Source organism: Streptomyces sp. R28 (genome assembly GCF_041052385.1).
Classification (GTDB): domain Bacteria; phylum Actinomycetota; class Actinomycetes; order Streptomycetales; family Streptomycetaceae; genus Streptomyces.
In genome coordinates this window covers 7763268-7782205 of sequence record NZ_CP163439.1, presented here as the reverse complement: position 1 = coordinate 7782205, position 18938 = coordinate 7763268, and the positions used below count along the sequence as shown (strand labels likewise).

Here is an 18938-nt window from a genome sequence, read left to right as displayed (position 1 = left end):
GGTTGGCGGTGTTTTCGGTCGGCGGTGGTTTCGATGAGGGGCGAGGTTCCGATGGGGCGTGATGTGTCGTTCGAAGGCGAGCTGTGGCCCGGGAGTGGGGCGGTCGGCGGACGCCGATGCGACGGCTCCGGGCGGGGTGCGTACTGGCGCACCCCATCGGGCGCAGCGTTACCCCGCCCGGTCGGTGCGGTCGCCCTGTCGCCGGGGGCCCGGGGTCGGCTGGTGCATCCGGTCCGCACCGAACGCGTCGTGATGGGTGTGGCTGTGGGACACCGCGGCCACCGCGTCGGACAGTCGGTCCAGCACTGCGGCCGCCTGCTCGTCGCTGATGGTCAGGGGCGGAAGCAGACGTACTACGCTGGCGTGGCGGCCGCCGAGTTCGACGATCAGGCCACGTCGCAGGCACTCCCGCTGGATGGCGGCCGCGAGTTCGGGGGCGGCGGGGCGAGGGTGGCGATCCGAGTGCAGCGCTGCCGCCGCAGTTGCTCCTCGACCAGTGGGGTTGGCGTCCGCCGAGGAGCCGCCCGTGCTCCGGGCAGGGTCGAGGCCCACCAGGGCGCCCGACCCACCGCCTCCGGGCAGGCCGATGTCGAACGAAGCATCCGACTCGGCCTGCTCAAGGGCACGTCCAACCTCGTTCCCTCCCAGAGCAGTCAGAAGCTCCGATCCGCCGCCAGCCCCGTCAATCGCCGCCAGTGGCACCGATCGTCCCTCGCCGTGCTCGGAATCGTGCTCTGGGTCAACCACCTCGACCCCGATCATCAAGCCCCTCCCCCGCACATCTCCTATGCACGCGAACTCCCCTGCGAGTTGCTGGAGTTGCAGCATCATTCGCGAGCCGAGTTCGCCCGCCCGCGCGGCGAGGCCGTTCTCGCGGACGTAGGCGAGCGTCGCCGTGCCGGCGGCCATGGCGAGCTGGTTGCCGCGGAACGTGCCGGCGTGGGCGCCGGGTTGCCAAGCGTCGAGGTCGTCGCGATAGACGATGACCGCCAGGGGCAGGCTCCCTCCGATGGCCTTGGAGAGGACCATTACGTCGGGGGTGACGCCACTGTGCTCCACCGCCCAGAAGGAGCCGGTGCGGCCGACCCCCGTCTGGACCTCGTCAGCGATCAGTGGGATGGCACGGTCGGCGGTGATCTGCCGCATGCGCCGCATCCACCCCTCCGGCGCGGGGATCACTCCGCCCTCGCCCTGGACGGGTTCGAGGATCATCCCAGCGGGGTGCGGCACGCCCGACTTGGGGTCGTCGAGGACGGACTCGGTCCAGCGGGCGGCGAGTTCGGCGCCGCGTTCGCCGCCGATACCGAAGGGGCAGCGGTAGTCCTGCGGGTAGGGCAGGCGGGCGACCCGTACATCGAAGGCACCCCCGGATGCTTCGAGCGCTCCGGCGGTCATCCCGTGGTAGGCGCCGCTGAAAGCGAGGATTCCGGTACGTCCGGTCGCGGCCCGGACGAGCTTGAAGGCGGCCTCCACCGCGTCGGTGCCGGCCGGTCCGCAGAACTGCACGCGCGCGCGGTCGGCGAGACCGGGCGGAAGAGTGTGGAAGAGCTCGGTGATGAAGGCGTCCTTGACGGGGGTCGCCAGGTCGAGGACGTGCAGGGGTGCGCCCGAGTCGAGAACCTTGCGGATGGCCTCCAGGACCACGGGGTGATTGTGTCCGAGGGCCAGCGTCCCGGCGCCGGAGAGGCAGTCCAAGTAGCGGCGGCCGTCCGCCCCCTCGATGGTCAGCCCACGTGCCCGTACGGGCACGATCGGCAGTGCACGCGCGTAGGTCCGCGCCGCCGACTCACGCGCCGACTGGCGCCGCAGGATGCCCTCGTGCACGGCACGCGCCCCCGTCGGCTCGGATGTCCCCCCGCGCAAAGATTCGGTCACGGCCATGGCTCCCTGTCCTCCCGCTGTCCAGGGGCGAGCAGGTCTCTCGCATCCTCGCCCCACCCGACATACGAAGCCCCGCGAGCGTCGACTCGAAGCTCCGGGGAACTGGGCACTGGGGACCGCACACAGGCAGCTGGCCCCCCACCGCTACCAACCCCGGACCGTTCACCGGGTTACGGGTTGCTTCAAGATCCTTGCGGTGGCGGAAGCGTCGCTCGCGGACGTCCGTCATGGTGCAAGCAAACTGTGCGCAGGGCGGCCGAACCGACCGGCCGACGCCCGCCCGCCCCCGCCCGCCCGCCCACAGGCCGACGCCGGTAGTGGACACGGCCACGTTCGATCCAGCGGACGGCGCGCTGCACACCGCCGCCCGCTCGAGCGACCTGGGCGAGAGCCAGTCCAGGGCCGGAGACCCAGAGGGATGGACTGGTCGGGTCGATGGTGTGGAGCCGATGCGGTGTCGGGATCCGCTGGGCGGAGCGGATCCCGAGCACCTTGGGGCGGCCTCAGAGGCGGACTGTCGTCCAGCCCCTCAGGTCGTTGTCGTAGTAGTCGTTGGGGCGGGTGTACTTCCCGCTGGGAAGGTGGCTGAATTCCGTCGAGTACGCCTTGAAGGCTCCCACCGAACGGGTCAGGCAGTTGTCCGTCGTCAGCGAATAGGCGCGGTAGGTGCTGAGGTTGAAGACCTTGACCGCGTTGTTCGCGTCGCCGTGCCGGGAGTACCGGCAGCGCATCTTCGCGTAGCCGCCCCGCTTGGACTTGAAGGTGTCGATGATGGCGCGGTAGGTGCCACGGGCGGACCAGCTGCCGCCCGCCGCACGGTCGGGGGTGGCACCGGGCTGTGCCCTGCGGCCGTCTTCGGTGGCGCCGCCCACCCAGCGGTTGCGGGCAGTGTCCTGAACCATCCAGCCGACGTGACCCACACCCGCGAAGCTCGGGTCGATGACCAGGCAGACTCGGGCCCGGGGCGCTGCGGACGCGGCCTCGCCACTGATCGACCCCGGCCGGTCGATCCGGTGAGGCGTGCTGACGGCCTTGGTGGACTGCGGTGCCGACGTTTCCGTTTGCGTGGCACTGGCGGTGCCGCCGGCCGGGACGAGCAGAGCCAGTGTTGCCGTGCTCGCGACCACGGCGGCGTGAAGGGTGCTGTGATGCATCCCGTTTCTCCTCACATCTGTGGTGAGGCGGGCTGTGGCGCCCGCCGCGACAGATGTTTCGGCCGACCGTCCGGCAGGCGGAAGGAGTTGCCGGTTTCTCAGTCGAGGAAGAATCAGGAAACGCCAGCGAACCGAGGAAATTCACGGGTCCGGGAGGGATGAGAGGGATTCGGAGAGAATCTCGTGGAAGCGGAAGCGGAAGCGGAAGTGGAAATGGCAGGGGAAGTTACAGGGGAAAGGGAAGGGGAAGTTCTGTTATTCGTTCCGGCAGGGGGTTGCTTGCAGTACCTCTGATCGGCTCACATCGGGAAGGAGGCGCTGCCACTCCTGCGGGTCCGGTGCCGAGGCGGTCCGGCAGGCGTGCCTCCGGGCCCAGGCCGTGTCCAGGGTCCACCAGCGGGCTGATCCAGGTTCTCCGACGATGGCGATGCGGTCGCCTTGAGGCGTGAAGTGCAAGGCGCGCACGGCGCCTTCGTGGGTGGTCAGCGTGAGGGTCCGTCTACGGGTGTGGACGTCCCAGAGCTCCACGGTGCCGTCCTTGGTCCCGATGGCCAGGGTCCTGCCCCCGTCGCCGTAGGCGAGCGCGGTCACCGGTGCGGAGAGGGACGCGAACCTTTGAACATTTCCCCTGTCGCCGGGACTGGCGAGGTCGACCACACGGTCAGCTCCGATGGCGAGCGTGCGGTTGTCGGGGCTGAAGGTGAGTGCCCAGACGGTCCCGATCGCCTTCCAGCGCTGTAGGGGGGCGGGCCCGTCGGCGGTCATGGTCCAGGCTCGAATCGTGTTGCTGTAGCCGCCCACGGCGACAAGGGTGCCGTCCGGGCTGACAGCCGCCCCGTACTGGTATCGATAGCTCTCGGGAGCGTCGTCGGGGTCGAGCTTGTGGGGTTTGTCGGGGCGACGTCGCAGGTCCCAGACCCGGAACGTGCCGGCGTCGCCGCCCGCGGCGATGAGCTGTCCGCCGCGGGCCAGGCCGCGTACCGGTCCTGGCTCCATGTGGAGGGTGCGGCACTGGCCGGAGCTGCGATACGTGATGGTGCCGCCGCCCGCGACGGCCAGGCCTCCGGTGCCGTAAGCCGCTGCCTGGGGTGGCTCGGCGCCGGTCCCGCAACCGTCACCCACCCAGCCGGTGGTGTCCCACAGGGCCGCGGTCCGGTCGCTTCCTCCGCTGGCCAGCAGCCCGTCGCGGGAGAAGGACACCGAGTGCACGGAGGCGCTGTGACCGCCCAGAGAGGCAAGGCGCCGGCGGGCCTGGACGTCCCAGAGCAGAACCTGCTGGTCCTCTCCGGCCGAGGCGAGCACCCTCCCGTCCGCGCGAAAGGCGAGCCGCCAGACCTCGCCGCTGTGCCCCTCGAGAACCCCTGCGGGCTGCCAGTCGGAGGTGCGCCAGAGCCGGACGACGCCGTCCCTGCCCGCGGCGGCCAGCAGTGCGCCGTCCGGACTGAAGTCGACGTCGAACACGTCCTCCGATCCTCCGTCGAGGCTGAGCGGAGCGGTGATGAATCCGTCGTCCGACCGTTGCCACACATGGACCTTGCCGTCCCACCCGGCGCCGGCGATCGTGTTGCGGTCGGGATGCAGGGCCAGTCCGACCAGGCCGGTGGTCGAGGCGGGGGAATCGGTCTTCTTGAGCCCGTCCACCAGGCGGAGTTGGACTCCGGCGCCGGCCACGGCCACGATGCTGCCGTCCCTGCTGAACTCCAGCGCCCCCCAGCCGGGTGTGCCGGGGGGCGCGGCGGCCGTGCGCGCCAGTTGTCGTCCGGATCGGGCGTCCCACAGCCGCAGTGTGCCGTCCTCGCTGATCCCAGCGACCCTGGTGCCGTCCGGGCTGATGGCGACAGCGCGGAGCTTGCTGGGGAGGCCGTCGATCACGTGCATCGGCTTGTGGCGGCGTACGTCCCAGATCAGTGCGCGTCCGCTGCCGTCGCTGCCGGCGAGGACGCGGCCGTCGTCGCTGAGGCCGGCCGACCACAGCATGTCCTTGTACCGGGGGTCGGACAGCCGCCCCACGAATCCCTGGGCCTGTGTGCTGAGCAGCGTCCCCCGTGACTGTGCGGTCTGTTCGTGCTCGTACGCTGCGACTGCGAGAAGTGCGGAGAGCTCCGGCCGGGCGTGGGCGAGCCGCCGTGCCTCGCTGGACAGGAGAGCGGCCAGCGCCCGGTGCTTCTGTTGCTCGGCCTCGCCGGTGCGCCGTTGGGCCTCGCCGGACTTCTGCGCCGCGAGCAGCCCGCTCGTCAGGGCGATGACCAGGAGCACGGCGAGTCCTGCGACCAGTTGCCACAATCTGCGGTTGCGGCGGCGTTCGGCTTCCCGCTCGGCTTCCTCGTACGTCCGGCAGGCGCGCAGGAACTCGCGTTCCACCGGCCGCAGCACGGGATGCGCGCCGGTGTGTTCGTCCAGCCAGTCCGACACCGTGGCCAGACGGGCACCGCGCAGCAGGAGTGCGACGTCCCTGCCCTCCTCGTGCCAGATACGGGCCGCCTCCGCGAGCCGCTGATGGAGCCTGAGCCGGGCACGGTCGCCGTCGATCCACTCGCGCAGTCGCGGCCACGCCCACAGCAGAGCCTCATGGCTGATCTCCACGTGGTCGGCGTCGGCTGTCAGCAGCCGGGCCCCGGTGAACGCCTCCACGACGGCGGCGACATCCTCGGCCCGCGCGCCCGGCACGCCGGCCGCGGTCAGCTCGATCAGCTCGGCCCGGCCGGTCCGGTTGCGGGTGTCGTCCCCGGCGTCCCCCACACGCACCAGGTTCAGCAGGAGCGGGCGCGCGATGTCCTGGTGCTCCGGGGGCAGCAGCCCGTGAACACGCTCGGCCGTCGCGGCCACCGCCCCGTGCACGCCCCCGGTCCGTTCGTACCCGGCCACCGTCAGGGTGTCGTCCACTCGCTGCTGCCAGGTGGTGCGCAGCGCGTGGGACAGCAGGGGCAGGCTCGCGGCTTCGCATGTGCCTGTGCCGCCGACGGCCCCGAGGTCACGCAGCAGCACCTCCACCAGGCCTGGCTCCAGTACCAGTCCCGCTGTGGCGGCCGGTTCGGTGATCGCCTGCCGGAGTTCTTCGGGGCTCATCGGGCCAAGCGGCAGCGTGCGCGTCCGCAGCGCGGCGAGCAGCGGTGGATGGGCGAGACAGTGGCCGTAGAAGTCGGCCCGCAGACCGATGGCGACGGACAGCCCGTCGGCGGCTCGCGCGCACAGTTCGCCGATGAACCGCACGCGTTCGGCCTCGTCGAGGCAGAGAGCGAACAGCTCTTCGAACTGGTCCACGATGACCAAGGCATACGACTCCAGCGGCCGCTGTTCGACCTGGGAGCGCAGTTCCTCCCACGGCCGTGCGGTGGGCGTCATGTACAGCACCGTGGGCGCGCCGGGCTGCCGCTCGGGCAGCGCACCACGGGCGACCGCCACGGCCAGTCCCGCTCGTAGCAGCGACGACTTTCCGATGCCGGACGGGCCGATCAGCACGGCCGGGAGCCCTGCGGTACGGGGGTCGGCCAGCAGCCCGAGCAGATCGGCGACCGCGCGCTCCCGGCCGAAGAACCAGCGCGCGTCCTCCGTCCGGAACGAGGTCAGTCCCGGAAACGGGCAGCGGCCCACGCCCGGTCCCACCGCCAGCGCGAGCAGGGCACCGTCCGCGCCGAGCGCCTGATCACAAGCCCGTGCGAACGCCTCGCTGGGCCGCTGCAACCCGCGCTCCAGGCGGCTCAGATATCCCTTGCCCGTCCTCAGCTTCTCCGCGAGCCCCGCCAGGGCCAGCCCCTTCGCCTGACGCCGTCGGCGCAGCTCCGTACCGAACGTGCTGTCACCGGGCGCAATTTCACGGGGAGTGTCGTCAGGGGGCGTGTTGTCACGGGGCGTGTTGTCACCGGGCACCCCGTCGTTTCCCTCGGATTCCACGCACACCCTCCCAGCTGCCAGGCCGAGTCGCCCTCGCGCCCCCTTCTACGACGCCGGGACGGGGCGGTAACGCCGCGCCACGGATCAGCCATCAGAAGTGATGAATTCCAGGGTCAGAGTGGGTTTCCTGGTATCCGGGCCGACAGGAAACCGGCAACCCCTTTCCCTCCTGAAGCCGGCCGCCGAAGCATCGATCGCAGCGGGCGCGCCGAATCCCGACGCTCTCATCACGGCTCAGCCCAGTGCCCCCCTCAGGAGGACCACGTGACGCACGCCCACACCCTCAGGCCCCGCCGAACGCCGACCACCACCGTGCACGTCACCGCGCACGGCGCCGCGTCCATCGCCGTGCACATCGCCATTCGCCGCCGTCGGCCACGGCTGGACGGTTGGGGGCGCGTGGACGCGTTGCTCGGCCACGGCCTGCCCCGGAGCGCCGGGTGAACGTGCAGAAGGTCGGAGGGTGCCGACGTGTGGATGGAGACATGGTCGTCAGCATGATCAGAAAGCTACGGATGTTGCTGCTGCCGCTGGTGCTGGCCCTGGCCGTGGTGGCACCGGTACAGGCTGCGGCGCCCGCCGATCTGCCGGGCGGAAAGTCGAACTTCGTCGTGTCCACCGGGTTCCTCACGGGTGCATCTCCGCGGAACTGGGTGCGTCTTGGCTGGTACCGGTTCGATGCCGGCTCCGGCACGGTGTCGGCGCGGAGCTACTTCTGGAACCAGCGGAACCCGGCCAGGCGGGTCTCCTCGGGCACCACCCCGGGCACGGACTGCGCTCCCGGTGAGAAGGCGAGCCCCCCAGGGGTGCGGCGGTGTCCGGTCATGACCGTCGAGGGCTTCGGCGGCAGCGCACCCGAGCAGCGAGCGGGCGTCTATCGGCTGGCCACCGACCAGGTCAACGGTGAGCAGGCCCGCACAGTGTGGATCAAGTGGGGCACGGATGCGCCGTGGACGGAGAAGTGGAGGGTGTGGTCGGGGCCGGGAATCGCGCGCCTGGAGTTCCTGTACTCGACGAAGGCGACGGCGGGATATGGCTACGGGAGCAATGCCCCGCTCACCGAGCGCCGGGCGATGGAGACGGTACGGAACCACGGGCGGTCGATCCGGCTCGAGTTGGACTCCTGGGAACACGGCAAGCCCCAGCCCAGGAAAGAGGGACCGTTCGAGCAGCGGCTCTTCACCCTGTGCGGTGGCAGTGCCACGTACTGCATGACGTACCTGCAGCCTCCGAAGGAGGGCGCCTGCGGACGCGGGTGCGGGCAGGCCTCGGGGGACACGTCCATCCAGTACTACCTGACGCGGGTGGGCGTCCACGATCGCCGCGACACGTACTGGCACTGGTGCACGTGCCTGGCTCCCAGCGAGCCCTCCGCGTGCTACCGGGGCAACTCGCATGTGAAGCCGATGCTGCAGGTCCTCGACGACTCGGGAGCCTTCCGGGGATGGGTCGGCGTGGAGGCGTCCTTCTCGGCGGCGGGCAAACGGGATGACGACATGCTGGGTGTCTTCCGGATGACGGACTGGCCGGAACGCCGTCGCTGAGGAAGCCGGCCGCGTGGCCCCGGTACCGGGGATGCATACCGGGGGATGCCCGGGGCCACGTTGATCCGGGGCAGGCGGAGCAAGGCGTTCCCGCAGGCGCGGATGCCAGGGCAGCACCTTGCCCAGACGCTGTGTGTCGGCGCGTGGCAGGTGCGTGACGGAGAGAGCCGCAGGGTCAGCGGGGGACGTCGATCTCCCGTTTGAGGATCTTGCCGCTGGGGCCCTTGGGCAGGGTGTCGAGGTAGTGGATGTGGCGCGGGTACTTGTACGGCGCCACGCGGTCCTTGACGAACCGGCGGAGTTCGTCGGGCCGTTGCTCGGCGCCGGGCCGGAGCACGACGGCGACGGCGACGTCCTCGCCGAGGGTGTCGTGCGGGATGCCCAGGACTGCGGCCTCCAGCACGTCGGGGTGTTCGTAGAGGACTTCTTCGATCTCTCGGGGGTAGATGTTGTAGCCGCCCCGGATGATCATGTCCTTCTTGCGGTCGACGACGAAGAGATAGCCGTCCTCGTCCTCCCGGACGAGGTCGCCGGTGCGCAGCCAGCCGTCCGGGACGGTCTCCGCCGTGGCGTCGGGACGGTTCCAGTAGCCCTTCATCACGTTGTGGCCGCGTACGGCGAGTTCCCCGGTCTCGCCACGGGGCACCGGTGTGCCGTCGGGGGCGAGGACGCGGACCTCGACGCCTTCGACGGGTGTGCCGACCGAGCCGGGCTTGCGGGGCCGGTCGGGGTGGTTGAAGGAGACGACCGGGGAGCACTCGGACATGCCGAAGCCTTCCAGGACCGCGCAGTCGAACCGCTTCTCGAAGCCGTGCAGCACCGGAACGGGCAGCGAGGCGCCGCCGGAGACGCACAGCCGCAGGGACGAGGTGTCCGTGTCCTCCGGGTGCGCCAGCAGGGCGGCGTACATGGTCGGGACGCCTTCGAAGACCGTCACCCGGTGCCGGGCGACCGCGCGCAGCACCTCGCCCGGGTCGAAGCGGGGGATCAGTACGAGGCAGGCGCCCTGTTTGAGGGCGGTGTTCATCGCGCAGCCCTGGCCGAAGATGTGGAAGAGCGGCAGACAGCCCAGCACCACGTCCCGTTCGGTGAGGTCGAAGAGCCGGGTGACGACGTCGACGTTGCGGATGAGGTTGTGGTGGGTGAGCTCGGCGCCCTTGGGGCGGCCGGTGGTGCCCGAGGTGTAGAAGATGGCGGCGGTCGCGCCGTCGTCCCGGTCGCAGACCGTCGGCAGCGGTTCGTGTGCTCCCGCCACCGTGGTCACGTCCGTCGGGTCGACACGGACGAGGCGGGCGCCGGTGGCGCGCGCTGCGGGTTCGGCCGCCTCCATGGCCTGGTCCACCACGAACAGGCGGTCGGCGCCGGAGTCGGCGAGGTAGTACTCCACTTCGCGGGCCTTGAACAGCGGGTTGATCGGCACGACGGTGCCTCCGGCGCGCAGGATGCCGTAGTAGAGGACGACGAAGGCGGGCACGTTCGGCAGCATCAGCCCCACCCGGTCGCCGGGGCGCAGCCCGTCGGCGGTCAGCGCCGCCGCGACCCGCGCGGACAGCACGTCCACCTCGCGGTACGTCCAGATCCGCTCGCCCAGGCGCAGGGCCGGGCGGTGGGGGTGCCGGGCAGCGGCCAGTACGACGTTGTGCGCCAGGTTCGGCATGACCACACTTCCTGGGTGGGGCGGCCCGGGATGTCGCGGGCCGCGGTTCAACGGGTCGGTTCTTGCGTGCGGTGTCGTACCCACGCCCCGCCGGGCCGTACTCGTGCCCGCGCCCGCGCCCGCGCAGGTCGTACTCGTACTCGCGCCCGGGCAGGTCGTTACTCGTGCCCGCGGTCGGCCCGGTGCCGGGATCAGTGGTCGTGCCGGGCGATCGCGCGCAGGAAGGCGAGGGTCTCCACCTCGCGGTTGGTGGACTCCTCGCTGGAGGTCCCGTACCGGCGGTTGGCGGACAGCTTCACGATGGTGGTGCGGGCGGCCGGGTCGACGTAGACGAACTGGTTGTACACGCCGATCGCGGTGAACTCCCCGCAGTCCCCGTCGGGGATCCACCACTGGTAGCCGTAGCCCAGGCCGAGGTGGTGCCCGCCGACCACGGGCCGACCGGGCTTCAGGTGGGGCGCGGTCACCGTGACCGAGTCGCGCACCCACTCGGCCGGCACGATCTGCCGGCCCAGCCACTTGCCACCGCGCCGGTACAGCTCGCCGATCCTGGCGTAGTCGCGGGCGGTCAGATTGAGCCCGCCGAAGGCGAACTCCGTCCCGGCGGGGTCGAGCAGCCAGTAGCCCGCCGACGTCATGCCGAGCGGCTCGCACAGCTTCTCCCGCATGTACTCGGCGACCGAGCGGCCGGTCGCCCGGGCCACCAGGGCACCCAGCGCCTGGGTCTCGCCGGAGTTGTAACGGCAGACGGTGGCGGGCTCGCTCTCGCGCACCATGCGGGCGACGAAGTCGTCGAGGGTGCCGCCGATGCCCATCGTGGCGGCGCTGAGCTGGAAGACGTCGGAGGACATGTCGCTGTAGTCCTCGTTCCAGCGGGCGCCGGAGGACATCTGGAGTACGTCCTTGATGGAGACGCCGTCGTACGCGGAGCCGGGCTGCACCGGCACGTAGGAGCTGATCGGCTCGTCGATGCCGGCGATGTGCCCCTCAGCGACCGCGATGCCGACGAGCGCGGAGACGAAGCTCTTGGCCACCGACATGGACAGCCACTGCACATCCGGTCCGCCGGTCAGGAAGTAGCTCTCGTGCCGGACGACTCCGTCGACGAGCACGAGCAGTGCCGCGGTGTCCGTGTCGGCCAGGAACTCCTTGCTCGACCGTGGGACGCCGTCGAAGACGTACGTCTCCGGCAGGTCGATCGCCTCCCCCTCCGGCCAGACGTACGGCTGCGCGGCCGGGGCCATCTCTCGGGCGCTGAGGAGGTCCTGCATCCGGCAGAAGTGGTCATGCTGCGGCGCGCCGGTGAACAGGCCGAGGTCAGCCATGGTCAAGCCCTGCTGATCAGTCATGGTCGTCCTTCAGTCGAAGCGGGCGATCCTGCCTCGGTCGCCGGGCGGCACCGGCGGTTGATGCTGGGAGGCCCCGGGGGATGAAGGCCCCAGGTGGGGTACTGGAAAAGTAGCAGTACCAGTCGGTTAGGACAACCAAGTGGTACGCTTAATTTTCCGTTCGCGCAGAGCGAGAGAAGGTCGCGATGAGTTCTCCCCGCGTCGACGGACGCAGCCTGCGTTTCCAGCACCGGCGCCCGGAGCTGCTGGCCGCGGCGACCGAGTACGTCCTGGAGCACGGCGTCACCGACCTGTCCTTGCGGCCGGTGGCCCAGGCGCTCGGGGTCACGCATGCGACGCTGCTGCGGCACTTCTCCTCGAAGGACGAGCTGATCATGGCCGTCCTGGAGAACATCCGGACGGATCTGGCCGCGCAGCTGACCTCGGACGCTGAGTCCGGCGAAGCGCACTCGACGGCCGAACTCGTCAAAACCGTGTGGAAGCAGCTGTGCGAGCCGAAGCAGCAGCGGCAGTTCCTGCTGCTCTTCGAACTCGTCGGCCACCACGGCTGGAAGCCCGACGGGCACCGGGATCTCGCGCAGTCGATCGTCGAGGACTGGATCGCCGTCCTGACCGACCGCCTCGCGCGGGACGGTTGGCCTGCCGAGGACAGCGCCGCCCTGGCCACACTCCTGCTCGCCCAGGTGCGAGGCCTCCAGCTCGACCTCCTCGTCTCCGGGGACCGGGAGCGGGCCGACCGCGCGCTCGACTTCGCCATCCGCCTCCTTGACCGCCCTTCCGCCTGACCGCCTGACCGGCTGACCGGCTGACAGGCTGACCGGCTGACCCGATGGCCCGATGGCCCGACGGCCCGACGGCCCACTGACCGAGCCGGGCTTCAGGTACTGCTGACCCGGCCGAGTTTGAGCATGTCGGTCATGGCAGAGCCACCCGTGAACGCGGTCTGGCCGCCGTCCACGGTCAGGCAGCTGCCGGTGGTGTTCTTGGAGGCATCGCTCGCCAGGTAGACGGCGGCGCCGACGATCTCGTCGGGTTCGCCCCAGCGTCCGGTCGGGATCTGCCGGACGATTCCCTCCGAGATGTCCGGGTCGTCGAGGAACTTGCTGGTCAGCTCCGTGGCGTGCCAGCCCGGCGTGAGGGCGTTGACCCGTACGCCGGAGCGGGCCCACTCGGCGGCCAGCGACCGGGTGAAGGAGATCATGGCCGCCTTCGTCGCCCCGTAGAAGGACAGGAACGGGAAGCCCGAGGTGCCGGCGATGGAGGCGACGTTGATCAACGAGCCGCTGCCCTGCCGGATCAACTGGGGGCCCAGGGCGTAGCAGACGTGCAGCATGGATTCGAGGTTGACGCGGCTGGTGTGGACCCAGTCCTGGAACGTGAGGTCCAGGAAGGGCCCGGCGCAGTCGACGGTGGCCGCGTTGTTGACGACGATGTCCACGTGCCCGAACTCGGCGAGGGCGTCGCTCGCCGCGCGGGCGATCTGCCCGGCGTTGGACACGTCGCAGGACAGCACGAGGGCGTTACGGCCCAGGGTCTCGATCTCGGCCGCGACCTTCTCCAGGTCGTCGGTGCCGCGGGCGAGAAGCGCGACGTCGGCGCCGGCCTCCGCGTAAGCCAGGGCGATCTCCCGGCCGAAGCCGCGCGAGGCGCCGGTCACGAAGGCGGTCTTGTTCTCGAGGCTGAACAGAGCGGCCGGGGAGGTACGGGTGGTCGGGGAGGTACGGGTGGTCGGGGAGGTCTCCTCATCGATGGGCCGGACAGTGCTCGTCCGGGTCGGTTCCGGTCCGCCTCTCGGTCCCGCGGGGACGAGGGCGGCGATGTAGTCCCGTTCGGCCATGGGTGCGTGCAAGCGGGCCGGGGGGACGGCCAGTGCCTCGACCAGGGCCGGGGCATGGCGGTGCACACGCGTTACGGCCGCTTCCCGTGCGGTGTGGATGCGGGCCGCGTCGGCGGCGGTGAGCGTGCCGGACTCCAGGTGCCAGGCCAGGTCCCGCTCCAGCACGTCAAGGCCGTACAGGGTCTGGAGCGCGCGCAGCGGCTCGGCCGTCCTGCTGTCCCGGGCGCTGCGCACGGCCTCCTCGAACGCGTCGAGCACGAGGCTCGTCAGGTGGGCGTCGGCAAGGCTCGCGGCCCGGTCGAGCAGCGGGTTCCACACCTCCAGCGGGGTCGCGGCCCCGGTGTCGCGTTCAGCCAGCCGCCCGCGCAGCGCGATCAGCAGACCGGCCTCCCGGGCGGCGGCCAATTCCCGCACCGTCGCCGCGTCCTCGGGGTCCGCGCGCGAGCTCCCGCGGCCGGTACGCCCCGCCTGCGGCCGGTGATCGGCATCCTGGGCCAGGGACTTGCCGGCGTCCATGCGGATGAGCAGGTTGTCCCCGGCGGCGGCCTGATAGACCTGCGCGAGGCCCTCGTACTCCACCACCCGGTTCCCGGTGAGCAGCCCCTGCGCTCCACTGCGCGTCCGGCAGGTCGAGCCCGCCTCTTCCAGGGCCCGCGTGGCGGCCACCTTGGCCAGTGCGAGCCCGCGGTGGACCGAGGCCCAGGGGGCCCAGGTCGGCGCGGCGGTGGCTTCCGTGACATCGGGGGAGGAAGTCCGCTCCAGGTACCAGGACTTGGCGCGTTCCACCAGGAAGCCGGCCGCGTAGGTGTGGGCCAGGGCCGAGTACAGGGCGCTCTGCTGTGAGCTGTAGCCGAGGACGCCGATGCCCGGGGCGAGCCGGCCCGCGGTGACCCTCTGCCCGGCGTACCGCAGGGCCGCGGTCATACAGGCCGAGGCGGCCGAGACGCACCCCACGGCCGCACCCATCGAGGCGTTAGCGGAGAAGACCGTCGAGCGTACGAGCCGCCGGTCACGATCGGCGAGCGGATCCACGAACCGTCCGCTGTCGGTGATGCTCGCGCTGTCGCGCAGCCAGCCGTCGTACGGCACCGGCGCGCCGTCGAAGGTGACCAGGGCGTAGTCCAGCGGTACCGCCCGTACGCCGGGGAGTGCCCGGATCCGTATACCCCGGCCCGGACCGGCCGTCGTGCGCACCCGCACAGCGAACGGGAAGACACCGCACGGGCGATCGCCGACGAGGAGCTCGGCGTAGACGATCGCGGTCTTGGGGACGCCGGGCGCCGCGACGTTCGCCATGATCTTCGCGGCGCCGGGCTCGGGGGTGTGCAGGGTGAAGGACCGGGACCCGGGGTGGAAGCGCGCCTGGGTGCCCGGGGCGAGGTGGCTGTTGCCGCGGCCGAGTTCGGTGATCAGGATCGTGCCGAACGCCTGTCCCCGGTCCAACTCGCCCAGCAGATCGGTGAGATACGGGCCGGGAGGGCCGAGTTCCACGACGGTCGCGGTACACACACCGAAGTGCACGGCCGCGGCGTGGAACAGCGCCGGGTCGGCGGCCGCGGCCCACGCCAGCACGGACTGCAACCGGGCGGGATCGCCGGCGAGCGACAGCGCCCCGCCCTCGTGCCGTCCGAGGGCGCCCAGCCTGTCGTACGTCCGCTGGTACCGCTCGGCAGCGGTGGCGGGCTCGTCGCCGGTGAACTCCGGCTGGTTCAGGAGCGTGTCGAGTTCGGCGAGATGGGTGAGTCGCGTGCCGTGCAGATGCTTTTGGAGGGCGGTCGGCTTGTCGTGCGGGGACGAGTGGGACATCGGCGGCTCCTGGGCGGGGGGGGGCGGCGGCTCATCGGGTGACGGGGCCGGGCTGAGGTGTGCGCCCCATTCGAGGGGGGGTGGCGCTGGCGCGGGTGGCTGCCGACCGGCGCGGTCGACGCGTCGCGGGAGGGCGTGGCCGGGTACGAGGGCTGCCGACCCGGCGCGAGACGACCGTCAGCCCAGCGCGTGCCCGACTGCCGGCCCGGCGCGTGACGACTGCCGGCCCGGCGCAATCCACGCGTCGCCGCCACGCAGGCCCTCAGCAGCAGGGCGGGCGCCGTGAGTTGTGCGAGCACGGGCAGCGGGGCTCCGACGGTGCTCCGTCGGCCACCACGCCCCGCATCGTGTGATCGTGGGCCCGCACGGTCGAGTTCCTCGGCCTCACCCGGCCGACGAGGCCTGGGCGGCGCCCTGCCAGCGCAGGATGGCCGTGCCCCAGGTCATGCCCGCGCCGATGGAGGTCAGCAGGACGCACGCGCCGTCGTGCAACCGGCCTGCGGCGTGTGCCGCGTCCAGGGTGATGGGGACCGATGCGGCGCCGGTGTTGCCGTAGTCCTGACCGGTCATGAAGATCTGCCCGGCGGCGGCTCCGGCTTCCGTCAGTACCCGCCTGACCAGGTGGACGTTGGCCTGGTGGGGGACGATGAGGTCGATGTCGCCGAGCGACAACCCCGTGGCGGCCAGGGCCTCGTCCAGGGTCCGGGGCAACCGTTCCTCAATGAAGGCCCGGGTCGAGCGTCCGTCCATGACGACGGTGTACGGATCCCGGGAACGGCCCTCGTGCAGCACGATCCTGACGTAGTCCGCCTTGCTGCCGTCGGAGCCGATGGCGGAGTGCAGGAAGCCGTAGGAGGAGGGGACCGCGTCCATCACCACCGCGCCGGCGCCGTCACCGAAGAGCGCTGCGGTACGGCGGTCCGTGTAGTCCAGGTGCGTCGAGTACCGTTCGGCGGCCACCACCAGAACGGGCCCCCGGGTCAGATCGCCGGAAAGGAAGGCCAGTGCGGTGTGGGCGGCCGTGGAGAAGCCGGCGCAGGCCGCGTTCACGTCCATGGCGGTGGCGCGTACGGCGCCGAGTACGCCCTGGACGCCGCAGGCGATGCCGGGCGCGAACTGGCCCGGAGTGGAGGAGGTCGCCAGGATGAGGGCGACGCGGTCCGCGGGGACACCGGCGGCGGCCAGCGCCTTTTCGGCTGCCGCCGCGGCCATCTGCGTCACCGTCTCGCCCGGAGCGGCGACACGTCGGCCGGCGATGCCCGTCCTGTCGTGAACCCATTGACCGGGCTTGCCGAAGTGAACGGCGACCTCGTCGTTGGTGAGCGTGTGCGCGGGCAGGTAGGCCCCGGTTCCGATGATGCCGAAGGGTAAGTGGCGGGTCATGGCATGACCTCCGAAACGTGACTGAGGGTGTGCGAGGTTGCCGCGGTCAGCGCCGCGGCCGCTTGCCGGGCCTCGGCGGCGAAGACGGTCGCGGGCCGAAACGCTCGGTACCGCCAGTGCGCGCGAGCGCAGGTCTTCGCGCCCTGGACGATGTCGATCGTCACCTCGAACGGCATCCGGTCGCAGTCGGCTCCTGCGTCGCGCCCGTCATGTCCCGTGTCGCGACCGTCATGTCCTGTGCCGCGGCTGTCATGCCGTGCGCCGCGACCGTCATGACCTGCCGATTCGTCGCCGTACGCGTCGATGGACAGCACCAGTTCGGCGGAGAGCGGGAACACGAATCGGCGGAAGTCGATGTCGAAGTGCTGCATGACCGCGTAGTGCTCGTGCCCGTGGCCGACGAGGAACCGCCGCGTCACCGCGATGATCATCTGGCAGCACGCCTCCATCAGCAGCAGCCCGGGCAGGTGCTGACGCTCCGCCGTGTGGTCCAGGATCATCTCGGTGCCGTCGGTGACGACCAGATCCGCGGCGTAGCGCAGAGGCCCATCCTCCCGTACCTCCGACAGCAGTACGTTCGGCCGGCGAAGCTTCAACACCTCTGCGGGATCCGCCGGTTCGGCGGGGCCGGAAGTCAGGTGAGGCCCCTGGGGCAGTCCTCGCCGCCGGACTTGTGCCGTGAGCTCCGCCCACTGTCGCGCGTCGATGCCCTGGCCGGGAGCCAGCACGGCGGGGACCCGGCCCCTGGACTCGGCGAACTCCGCGGACGCCAGCGCTCGCCGCAGCGCGCCGAGTGTGATCACGTCGGCGTTGCCGGCGAAGCCGCCGAAACGGTCGGCGACCACGTGCACGACGTCGCCCGCGACGCTCTCCCCCGCGCTCATTCGGCGATCACCGTGCCGTACGACCAGCGGAAGAGCGGCACCTCGCCGTCCGCCAGACGGCGGGTCTCCCCTGTCCGTGCGAAGTGCTCGTTACGACCGCAGTACGCGATCACCACCCGCTCGCGATCGGCGAGCACCGCGTCCTCGACCCTGCACACACTCGGCAGCCCTTCGGGTCCGCCTTCCAGCGCGACTAACGGTCCGTTATCCACGTCGTTCCCCTTTGTCAGCAGCCCTTTTCGGGCAGTCGTGTGTCGGGCGGCCTGTGTCAGGCAGCCCTGTGTCAGGCAGCCCTCCGCCAGTCAGTCCTCCTGCACCAGCCGGCGCGAGGACAGGCCCGCGATGCGGCAGTCAAACAGCAGCCGCCGACCGCGAGAAAGGGAACGCAAGCGGCATATGCTTGCGCCGAGTTCACACAGTTCCGCCCTCTCGCACACCCCCGCACAGAAGCGCGCACGGGGCTGTACGGAAACGACGTCGGACGGATCCGGGAGCGTGAACGCTGCTCAGGTGCACCGCACGGAGGGGCGATCACCGCGGTGGCACCGAGAGGGAAGCCGTGTGCGTCAGGCGCATCAGCCACCTCTGGCGTCACTCAGTACCTGACGCGACAGCGGGCCCGCGCGCTACCAGAACCCCTCTTGACCCCGCGGCCGATGAACCGGAGGCTGATTTGAACCTGCTGCTCGTCGAGGACGACAGCCGCCAAGTCGCCACTCTCGCCCCGGTCCTTGCACGGCACGGCTTCCGCGTCACGTACGCACGAAGTGGCGGGGAGGCTCTGGACGCGCTCGCTTCGAGAGATGCCGGCTTCGACCTCGTCCTCCTCGACCTGGGGTTGCCCGACATGGACGGCTACGAGGTCTGCGGCGAGATCCGCAAGCGCATCACCACCCCGATCATCATGGTCAGCACACGCGGAGAGGTACGTTCCCGCATCCACGGCCTCAACCTCGGTGCCGCCGACTACGTGGTGAAGCCGTACGACACAGGAGAGCTGCTCGCACGCATCCACGCCGTCATCCGACGCACCGCCTCCGCGGACGCCGTGGAGCGGGTCAGGACCGTGCTGTATCTCGGCTCGGTGATCATCGATCTGCCCACGCGTCAGGTCAGCGTGGACAACTCGTTCATCCAGCTGACTCCCAAGGAATTCGATCTCCTGGCCCTGCTGGCACGGCGCCCCGGCGTGGTCGTCACCCGAGAACAGATCATGGGCGAAGTGTGGCGCGCCGGCGGGGAGGGGACCGGGAACACCCTGGGAACGCACATCGCGTCCCTGCGCGCCAAGCTCCGCATGCCCGCGCTCATCGAGACCGTGCGCGGGGTCGGCTACCGAGCGGTCACCCCCGCCGAGTAGTTCGGAACCAGTGCACACACGCCGCCGCCACGCACCCCCCCCGATCTGGATGATTCGCCAGGTCAGACAGCCCGTAGCGAAACCGTTGCCGTTCCGTCGGCGCTCCCCCGCAGCGACCGCATAGTGTGTGATGCCGTTCCAACGCGCTGTGCCCTCACGCCCGATCCGCAAGCGATCAGCAAGCAATCAGCG

13 protein-coding genes are annotated in these 18938 nt (G+C 70.9%); 4 read left to right on the top strand and 9 right to left on the bottom strand.

The features are described from left to right. Positions 1-168: 168 nt before the first annotated feature. From AB5J49_RS34970 to AB5J49_RS34960, 3 genes are all read right to left on the bottom strand, one after another. Positions 169-1881, bottom strand: coding sequence for a diaminobutyrate--2-oxoglutarate transaminase family protein (locus AB5J49_RS34970; protein WP_369172847.1), 1713 nt, complete (start codon positions 1879-1881; stop codon positions 169-171). 503 nt (positions 1882-2384) lie between these two features. Further along, positions 2385-3035 carry a hypothetical protein gene (locus AB5J49_RS34965; RefSeq protein WP_369172846.1) on the bottom strand — a complete coding sequence of 217 codons (651 nt, stop codon included), beginning with the start codon at positions 3033-3035 and terminating at the stop codon, positions 2385-2387. A gap of 255 nt (positions 3036-3290) precedes the next feature. After that, positions 3291-6926, bottom strand: a complete 3636-nt coding sequence (locus AB5J49_RS34960; protein WP_369172845.1) for a helix-turn-helix domain-containing protein — start codon at positions 6924-6926, stop codon at positions 3291-3293. A 264-nt stretch (positions 6927-7190) separates the two neighbouring features. On the opposite strand from AB5J49_RS34960, the gene AB5J49_RS34955 reads away from it, so the two are divergent. Next, positions 7191-7370 (top strand): hypothetical protein, encoded by a 180-nt coding sequence (locus tag AB5J49_RS34955; RefSeq protein WP_369172844.1) that lies wholly within the window; start codon positions 7191-7193, stop codon positions 7368-7370. 53 nt (positions 7371-7423) lie between these two features. Next, positions 7424-8470, top strand: coding sequence for a hypothetical protein (locus tag AB5J49_RS34950; protein ID WP_369172843.1), 1047 nt, complete (start codon positions 7424-7426; stop codon positions 8468-8470). Between the two features lie 175 nt (positions 8471-8645). Here the strand turns inward: AB5J49_RS34950 and AB5J49_RS34945 are convergent, their stop codons facing one another. Then, positions 8646-10127: a long-chain fatty acid--CoA ligase gene (locus tag AB5J49_RS34945; protein WP_369172842.1), complete on the bottom strand. Its 1482-nt coding sequence runs from the start codon at positions 10125-10127 to the stop codon at positions 8646-8648. Between the two features lie 191 nt (positions 10128-10318). Continuing rightward, positions 10319-11476 (bottom strand): serine hydrolase domain-containing protein, encoded by a 1158-nt coding sequence (locus AB5J49_RS34940; protein WP_369172841.1) that lies wholly within the window; start codon positions 11474-11476, stop codon positions 10319-10321. A gap of 185 nt (positions 11477-11661) precedes the next feature. Between AB5J49_RS34940 and AB5J49_RS34935 the strand changes: the two genes are divergently transcribed. Then, complete coding sequence (locus tag AB5J49_RS34935) at positions 11662-12261, top strand: TetR/AcrR family transcriptional regulator (RefSeq protein WP_369172840.1); 600 nt, start codon at positions 11662-11664, stop codon at positions 12259-12261. Positions 12262-12353: 92 nt separating this feature from the next. Here AB5J49_RS34935 and AB5J49_RS34930 read toward each other — a convergent pair whose 3' ends face one another. The 4 genes from AB5J49_RS34930 to AB5J49_RS34915 all read right to left on the bottom strand — a co-directional run bounded on the left by AB5J49_RS34930 (position 12354) and on the right by AB5J49_RS34915 (position 17598). Beyond that, positions 12354-15119: a glucose 1-dehydrogenase gene (locus tag AB5J49_RS34930; protein ID WP_369172839.1), complete on the bottom strand. Its 2766-nt coding sequence runs from the start codon at positions 15117-15119 to the stop codon at positions 12354-12356. Between the two features lie 384 nt (positions 15120-15503). Further along, positions 15504-16502, bottom strand: a complete 999-nt coding sequence (locus tag AB5J49_RS34925) for a 3-oxoacyl-ACP synthase III family protein (RefSeq protein ID WP_369172838.1) — start codon at positions 16500-16502, stop codon at positions 15504-15506. Next, positions 16499-17386, bottom strand: coding sequence for an AfsA-related hotdog domain-containing protein (locus tag AB5J49_RS34920; RefSeq protein ID WP_369172837.1), 888 nt, complete (start codon positions 17384-17386; stop codon positions 16499-16501). Before AB5J49_RS34920 ends, AB5J49_RS34925 begins: the two co-directional genes overlap by 4 nt. Then, positions 17383-17598, bottom strand: a complete 216-nt coding sequence (locus tag AB5J49_RS34915; protein WP_369172836.1) for a DUF5988 family protein — start codon at positions 17596-17598, stop codon at positions 17383-17385. Before AB5J49_RS34915 ends, AB5J49_RS34920 begins: the two co-directional genes overlap by 4 nt. 461 nt (positions 17599-18059) lie before the next feature. Here AB5J49_RS34915 and AB5J49_RS34910 point away from each other — a divergent pair, with 461 nt between their 5' ends. Beyond that, positions 18060-18746: a response regulator transcription factor gene (locus tag AB5J49_RS34910; RefSeq protein ID WP_369172835.1), complete on the top strand. Its 687-nt coding sequence runs from the start codon at positions 18060-18062 to the stop codon at positions 18744-18746. Positions 18747-18938: the final 192 nt, after the last annotated feature.

Coding starts and splice junctions, on each gene's coding strand:
- AB5J49_RS34945 (WP_369172842.1), bottom strand. CDS start 10,127: ATGCCGAACCTGGCGCACAACGTCGTACTGGCCGCTGCCCGGCACCCC.
- AB5J49_RS34970 (WP_369172847.1), bottom strand. CDS start 1,881: ATGGCCGTGACCGAATCTTTGCGCGGGGGGACATCCGAGCCGACGGGG.
- AB5J49_RS34940 (WP_369172841.1), bottom strand. CDS start 11,476: ATGACTGATCAGCAGGGCTTGACCATGGCTGACCTCGGCCTGTTCACC.
- AB5J49_RS34965 (WP_369172846.1), bottom strand. CDS start 3,035: ATGCATCACAGCACCCTTCACGCCGCCGTGGTCGCGAGCACGGCAACA.
- AB5J49_RS34925 (WP_369172838.1), bottom strand. CDS start 16,502: ATGACCCGCCACTTACCCTTCGGCATCATCGGAACCGGGGCCTACCTG.
- AB5J49_RS34950 (WP_369172843.1), top strand. CDS start 7,424: ATGATCAGAAAGCTACGGATGTTGCTGCTGCCGCTGGTGCTGGCCCTG.
- AB5J49_RS34930 (WP_369172839.1), bottom strand. CDS start 15,119: ATGTCCCACTCGTCCCCGCACGACAAGCCGACCGCCCTCCAAAAGCAT.
- AB5J49_RS34935 (WP_369172840.1), top strand. CDS start 11,662: ATGAGTTCTCCCCGCGTCGACGGACGCAGCCTGCGTTTCCAGCACCGG.
- AB5J49_RS34920 (WP_369172837.1), bottom strand. CDS start 17,386: ATGAGCGCGGGGGAGAGCGTCGCGGGCGACGTCGTGCACGTGGTCGCC.